General features: G+C 36.0%; 4 protein-coding genes. All 4 read right to left on the bottom strand.

Features of this window, described 5'->3' with window-relative positions; all coding sequences use genetic code 11:
• The coding region (locus TD18_RS14945) for a fibronectin type III domain-containing protein (RefSeq protein WP_160289474.1) at positions 1-1,078 on the bottom strand (1,078 nt) is incomplete at its 3' end.
• A gap of 120 nt (positions 1,079-1,198) precedes the next feature.
• Entirely contained in the window at positions 1,199-3,112 is a 1,914-nt protein-coding gene (locus TD18_RS14940) for an OmpA family protein (RefSeq protein WP_040254225.1), read from the bottom strand.
• Between the two features lie 18 nt (positions 3,113-3,130).
• On the bottom strand, positions 3,131-4,033 hold the full coding sequence (locus tag TD18_RS14935) for a PorP/SprF family type IX secretion system membrane protein (protein WP_040254224.1): 903 nt from the start codon (positions 4,031-4,033) through the stop codon (positions 3,131-3,133).
• A gap of 106 nt (positions 4,034-4,139) precedes the next feature.
• The coding region (locus TD18_RS14930; protein WP_152611387.1) for a gliding motility-associated C-terminal domain-containing protein at positions 4,140-7,930 on the bottom strand (3,791 nt) is incomplete at its 5' end.

The raw sequence follows: 7,930 nt of genomic DNA, 5'->3' as shown, positions 1-7,930 counted from the left end.
CAGCTGTCGTTAAATCTATCGCAGGACTTACTGCCGAGGCTGTAGCTGTTGTCCCTCCTGAAGACTCATAGTTCATAAAACTTCCTCCACTAAAAGCCGCATCTGCTCCTGTGCCACCTGAGCCTGAATCATTCGGAATCTCCCATGTTCCATCCCCTCCGTTGATATCGCCTGACCAGCCATCTACTGAATCATATTCTGCCGTATAAATAAATGAAGAACTCCCTGAACTACACGTCACACCAACTGGTGCTGGTGGTGGTGTGTTGAACGTACTGAAGGTTATTGGGCCTTGCCATAAACTAAATCCATCTGGTCCACAATCTGTACGTACCCAAATTTCATAGTCTGTAATCGCTGTTAGACCTGATACACTATATGGATTATTTGCTGTCGTTGGTGTTCCTGAACCAGTTGGCTCGCCTGTACCTGCTGTCTGAACTACAACTTCCCAGTTGGACTCTGATCCTCCAGTTGTCCATGAAATATCGGCAGTAGTATCTGTAATATTATCTACTGTAATTGCTGAAGGGAAATCACATGTAGAATTATAGACAAGAATATTATCAAGTAACCAATACCATGCCCAAATATTTCCATCGTTATAAACAAATCGTATCTGCATGTTAGCATTAGAATATGCTGTAATATCTATATGTTGTGAGTCTGGAGCACCAAAAGCTCCAGCATCAGCAGTCTGATTTAAAACTTCAACCCAGTTCGTGCCATCAAAGACTTCAACAATTGCAGAGTCTCCACCGCCATTATTATAAAACTGATCGAAATCTAAATACAATAAAGCTGCGCCAGTTGTGTCAAAAGAAGGAGATGTCAATGTTTCAATGAGCTCAACTCCGTTGCCATTGGCATCACTATCAACTACAGCGACATTACTTCCATTTAAACTATTTGCTCCACCTTGTAAACCAGAAATCCATGAATCACCAGTTGCTCCTCCTGCATCGGTTACTGTCCAAGTCGCTGGAATATCTACATCAAAGTTTTCTTGAAGATAGGTTTGTGCATTTATACTAATGGATAGTATAAAAAGCATACTTATTAATATAATTTTTTTCATTTGATTTTGTTGAAGTCGTTATTCTTATCTTTTAGTAATTGACTAGGTTATAAAACATAAAAAGCCCTGCTATTTAACAGAGCTTTTATGGTTGGTTAGTTAGTCATTATATTTAATTAATTATTTTGCCTGCGGCCCTCCACTTACAATAATAAATTCTGATCTTCTGTTCATCTGGTGTTCTTCTTCAGTGCAATTAGCACCACAATCAACTTTAGGCTCATTTTCTCCTTTTCCTACTCCAGAGATTCTAGACTTATCAATACCTTTAGAAATAACGTACTGAACGGTTGTTTTAGCTCGTCTATCTGAAAGTTTTTCATTGTAGGCTGCTGAACCTCTATTATCTGTATGAGATTTAGCATTAATAACCATATCAGGATACTTATTCATAATTTGAACTAATTTATCCAATTCAAATGCTGCTTGAGCCGTAACATTTGATTTATCAAACTCAAAGAAAATAGGGTTTAAAACTATTTCCTCTGGTTTAATGATTTCATCAATTGGATCTAACATGATATTAAGTTTAACTTCTTCCTCGTTAGTAGCGCTAACCTTAATTTTTTGACTCACGTAACCATCTAAAACAACTTCCAATTCAGCATCTTTGTCACTTTCAATAATAAAATCTACGGTACCATCAGAGTTTGTTACTTTCGATAATACTTTGTTGCCTTGATCATCATATAATGTTACGCTCGCTGCATTGACAGGATTTCCGGTTTTTGAATCTACAACGGTACTTGCAACTAATACATCATTTAAAGGTTGTAATCGTTTGATACCATAAATATCATCACCTCCTAAACCACCATCTCTGTTAGAAGACACATAACCTTCTTTACTCTCTTCATCTATATTGAAAGCGAAATCATCAGCACTACTATTAATTGGAATTCCAATATTTTTAACTGGACCTGTTTTGCCATCAACTACTTTCGTATGAAATACATCAAGATTCCCTAATCCAAGGTGACCATTAGAAGAAAAATAAAGGGTGTTATTACTGCTTATAAATGGAAACATTTCTTGTCCTTGAGTATTAACTTTCTGACCTAGATTAACTGGCTCTCCTAGCGAACCATCACCATTAATTGTAGATTTATAAATATCAAACATTCCAAAGCCTCCAGGCATATCTGATGCAAAGTATAATGTTTTACCATCTGGACTTACAGAAGGATTTTTAATAGAGTAATTTTTGCTATTGATAGCGAACCCTTCAACATTACTCCATGTATCACCTACTTTTTTGGCTTTAAAAAGATGTAATAAGCTATATCTCACTTTAGTTAACGAATCCTTTTCATATTCCTTTTCAAAGAAACTCTCTCTTGAAAAATACATAGTTTTGCCGTCAGGTGAAAAAGACACAATACCTTCATGATGTTTCGTATTTACTTTGTCTTCAACTAAAGTCGCAGCCTGATAAGTCCCATCTTCATTCTTTACTAATTCATAGATATCTAAAAATGGTTCTTCATTCCATCCATAAGTTTTACGCGATGTATTTCTTGCTGAGGTAATATATAATTTTCCATCTTTCAATGTTCCTCCGAAATCTGAATACTGTGTATTAAAACCTAAACTTTGAATATTGAATTTTTTTCCTTTTTCTAAGATCTTAGGTAAGTAATCTGGATTTTCATTGTAGGCAATGGCTCTGTCGTCACTTGGACGCATTTTAGCAAATTTGGCCATTTGTACATTAGACTCTTCATATTTACCATTGGCTTTAAGCATTTGAGAATACTTGAAAATCATTTCTGGGTTATCTGCTGTTTCTAATGCTTTTGCATACCATTTTTCGGCCTCTTGTGTGTTAAACACGTTATAATATGATTCAGCAAGTTTACTATACACGTAGGTATCTCCCTTGCCATCTTCTATTAATTCTTTATATTCTTCGGCAGCTTCAATAAATTCGAATCTTGCAAAATGTTTATCTGCTTTTTTTGTACTGCTATTTTGAGCAATTAAGCTAAAGCTACTTAATGCTACTATTGTAAAAAGTGTTACTATTTTTTTCATAATGTTTAGCTTAGCTGGTTAGAAATATCTTGGTGAACGTGAAACTTTTTTCGGGAAATTCAAATCGAACAATAACATGAATTCGTGCGATGCAGGAGCATAGTTTTTAATATCCGATCTAACCGCATCATAAGCATATCCTATTCTAACTGTAGGAGTTACAGCAAAATTAACCAATCCTGAAAATGAATCATCCAATCTGTATGAACCTCCAACTTCAAATTTCTCAAAAAATAATGCATTTAAGTTAACATCATATGATGTAGGAGCATCAAAGGATGATTTCACCAGAAATGAAGGTTTCAATTTTGTGTTTGGCGATAACTGAAAAACGTAACCTCCTGTTAAAAAATAATGCGTTGCTTCAGTTCCTAACTTATTTCCATTTGCATCTAAGTGCACCGAGTTTAGCATATTAGGTACAGAAAATGATATATAGTAATTATTTGTATAATAAAATACACCAGCTCCTATATTAGGTGTGGTTGAATTGATATTTTGAAAGAAAGGATCTGTAGGATCAATTAGATCTATGCTACCCAATCCAATGTCATGAAATGTGGCACCTGCTTTTACTCCGAAAGCCAATCGATGCTCTCCTCCTAATTTCAATGTGTATGAGAAATCAGCATAAGCATTTGTTTCTTTAACAGGACCTATTTGATCTGCTATAACAGATAATCCTATTCCTACTTTTTCACCTACTGGAAGGTGACCAAAAAACGTACCTGTTTCTGGAGCACCATCAATACCTGTCCATTGTGTACGGTATAATAATCCAAACGAAAGATTTTCTCTAGATCCTGCATAGGCTGGATTGATCACATTCATGTTATACATGTACTGTGTATATTGTGGATCTTGTTGTCCATACATTTGTGTTGCAATGAGAAATACAACAATAATATAAAGTTTTTTCATCTGTTAATTTTTAGTTGTTTTTAGTTGTTGGATTAAATTTGTACAGTATTTCTCTACGTTAAAAGACAAATACTGTACGTCTTAATATTAATTGGTTAAATAGCTTTTAATTTAATCGTTGAATGTAAACCCATGCTGTTCTACGTTTTCCATTTTCATATTCCATGGTATAGAAATAAGTTCCTACTGGTAATTCATCACCATCGTTGGTTTGACCATACCATTCGTTCGTATAATTTTCTTTAGAGTATACTAAAGTTCCATGTCTGTTAAAAATTTCTAGTTTACTTACATCATAGCTACTTAAATCAAACGTATCATTACTGCCATCACCATTAGGTGAAATCCCTTGTGGAATGACACAATTTGCCAATTCAACAACCATTTGATCAGTAATACTGAAACACTGTGTTTGATTAAATATTACTTCAATCTCATAAAGACCTGCATCAACTACTGGAAGTGTTAAACTGTTTTCTCCCGAGATCAAACCACCCTCATAATACCAGTTGATAGTCACTTCACTTTCACTGTAATTATTTGCAGTTGCAGTAATTTGAATTGGAGTTGTAGCATTAGGACATACTTCATAATCAAAATTAGTCGAGAATGTCGTATCTGGCAGTGGATCAACAATTAATTCTAATGTTGTTGTTGAATAACAATCAAACGCAATATTACTTTCGACTCTCACAAAAAGGATCGTAGAATCACTATTATAGAATGAGCTTGTGTTTATTACTCCAGTTCCAGCATCTGCATCTGCCTGAGTTTCGTGATAACTCACTGTAAAATCGGCAGCACTTTGGCCTCCTAGAATATTAGCGTCTCTAGATGCCAAATCAAATGCAGTAATACCATCAAAATCATCATCACATTCTGAGTACACATCTGAATTTGCCGTAGGAGTTGGTCCAGATATGATCAAATCAAAGCTAGATGTAGCAAAACATTCTGTTGCTGTAGCATTTTCAACTCTAACAAAAATAGTTTGAGGGTTTGAAATGTTTGTGTAAGGCGAGGTTAACGCTCCTGTATCTGCTTGAGCATCGGCCAATGTTAAATGATAAGTCACATTAAAATCTCCAGGATTTTGCGTTCCTATTACTATTGGCGTCTGAATTTCTAAATTAAAGTCTTCAATGTTATCAGCCGAAGCATCATCACAAGTCACTAAATCATCTAAAACAAAGGATGTATCAGGTGATGGATTAACAACAAGTTCCATTGTAGTCGTAGTATAACAATCAAAAGCTAAATTACTTTCAACTCTGACAAAAATAGTCGCTGTTGGACTATTATAAGGACTCGTTAAAGCTCCTGTTCCGGCTTCAGCATCAGCTAAAGAGGCGTAATAACTTACTGAAAAGTCGGTAGCACTCTGACCTCCAAGAACGTTGACATCTCTCGATGGTAAATCAAATACTCCAAGACCATCTAAATCATCGTCACATACAGGATATGTATCCATATTTGCTGTAGGCGTTGGTCCAGAGATAATTAAATCAAATGTTGATAACGCAAAACAAAATGTAGCATTGACATCTTCTACCCTAACGTGAATAGTTTGAGGGTTTGAAATATTAGTGTAAGGCGAGGTTAGTGGGTTAAGCCCTTGCGCTGCGTCATTTATACTTAAATGATAGGTCACATTAAATGCTGTTGGGTCTTGTGTTCCAAGAATTGTTGCCGTTTGGATTTCCAAATCAAAATCTTCGATTTCATCTCCAGAAATATCGTCACACGTAACAATATCATTTACAGGATTAATTACAGGTTCTGCTCCAAAAGTAATGGTAACTTCATCTTGAGCTTGAGATTGACATTGGTCATCAAATGCAATCACGGTGTATGTACATGACTCTGTTACCGTTAATGTTGATCCTATTTCACCTGGAATAAGAAATCCATCGCAATACCATTCAAAGCGATCTGCGAATGGAGAAGTTGCTACAATATCATATGAAGGGAAGCCACATAATTCCTGATCTTGACCTAAATCTACTTCAATTTGAGCAGTAACATTACCATCTCCTACATCTGTTCCGTTAGTTTGACTAATAGAAATCGTACCTGGATCATCAGAGAAGTTAGTTACAAGCAATAAGTAGATTTCGCCTGTTAAAGCGTTATCAATCGTTAAATTTTCGGTAGGAGCTGCAGAGTAACTACAATCTACGATATTTCCAAAAGGATAAAAACCTGTATCTGGATTATTGGAAAACGGACATGATGGACAATCGTCAAACACAATATTCAAACAACCATCTTCAACGGAAGTAAAAGGTCCCCAAAGAACGAAGTCCACATCCAGTCCATTACCTGAGTCATCGACTTGATCAATTTGGATTTCTATTAAACCAGGATCTCCAATTTGAATAATATTCCAAGTTGGATTTGGTGCTGTTCCTAAACATGCTATATCATTAGGATCTGGAATACCTATAATATTAGCCGTTGTTAACGCACCTCCATCTTCACAAAAATTCTCAGCATTTTCACAGATAATGTTTGTTGGTGCATCTTTAATACATAAATCAAATGTACTTGTTTCAGAAGCACTTCCTCCTGAGAACACTCTAATATAATAGGTATTACCAACTACTAATTCAGGCGAAACACTTGCTGTCGCGTCAGTACATTCTAATTCAACTAAACCATCACAAGTTCCTTCATAGATTCCATGATCTATATTAAATGTACCTCCAGCAATATTAATTATCGAAATAAGTTGTACTTCACTTTCAGCAACGAATTGAAACCATACATCATCATCTGGATCGCCACCACATGTACCATCTGGAACACCTGAAGGTGTCGCTTCTATTAAAGAACCTGGCGTCAATAAATCACATGAACTATCGGTATTAACTACCGCTACTGTTGCGTTACAAGGATTGTCGTTAGCTGGCGGGCAAGCCAACAATTGAATAGGGTTACTATTTATTACACAATTTGCATCCTGATCATTACTTACGGTAACGATAACATCTACTAAAAACGGGAAAGGCCCAATCTGATAAACTCCGGTTGCTGTTACTGGAACTGTTGTTGCATCTATGTTGTTTGTAATTGTAAGTGATGTTGCATCACCTAAACTCGTTACATTAACATCTATTAAAAACTGATTTCCATTTGCACAATCATCAACAACCTGATAAGTCGCTGCCGGATTGATACATGTAGCACAAGCTACAGTTACATCAAATGGTGTAAAACCACTACTTTCACAACTTACTGAAAAATCAGAATTGACATACCATGATATTGTATCGCCTGAGGACTGAAAAGTCAAGCCTGAAACATCTGGCTGGTTTGCATTAAACAACTCAGTAACACCATCTGAATCAATAACTACTAATTCATCACAACAACCTTCCATTTGACCTTGGTTAAATGTCAAATTCAATGGCAATCCATTTGAGCTTGTGTAAGTAAACGTAGCAACTGAAGGGTCGTCGTCTATATCATTAAAATAACAGAATACTGTGTTTACTGGTCCAGCGTTACAATCAACCAAAGTGTCAAAGCAGACATCTTGAGTTAACGTTGTACTTGATATCTCACAATTCGGATCATCGTCGTTAGCTACTGTGATTACCACTGGTGTTAAATTTGGATATGGTCCAAACTGTACAACTCCTATTGCACTTACTGTTTGATCTGCACTTCCTTGATTATCACTTATCGTTATCGACGTTGCTGATCCTAAATCGGTTAAATCTACATCAACAAAAAACTCTGGTCCTACAACACAGTTGGAGACAACACTATAACTCGCTGATGGATTCACACAAGTCGCACATGCTACTGTGAAATCCCATTCTGCTGTACAACAGCCACTTCCCGACGCACAACTCACTGAACCATCTGCATCGATCTCAAAATACATCGAAT

Origin of the sequence: Psychroserpens mesophilus (assembly GCF_000826645.1) — a bacterium.
GTDB lineage: Bacteria > Bacteroidota > Bacteroidia > Flavobacteriales > Flavobacteriaceae > Psychroserpens > Psychroserpens mesophilus.
This window is presented reverse-complemented; position numbering and strand designations above follow the sequence as displayed.

Excerpts from the sequence above, each read along its gene's own strand:
- TD18_RS14940 (WP_040254225.1), bottom strand. The coding sequence starts at position 3,112 with ATGAAAAAAATAGTAACACTTTTTACAATAGTAGCATTAAGTAGCTTT.
- TD18_RS14935 (WP_040254224.1), bottom strand. The coding sequence starts at position 4,033 with ATGAAAAAACTTTATATTATTGTTGTATTTCTCATTGCAACACAAATG.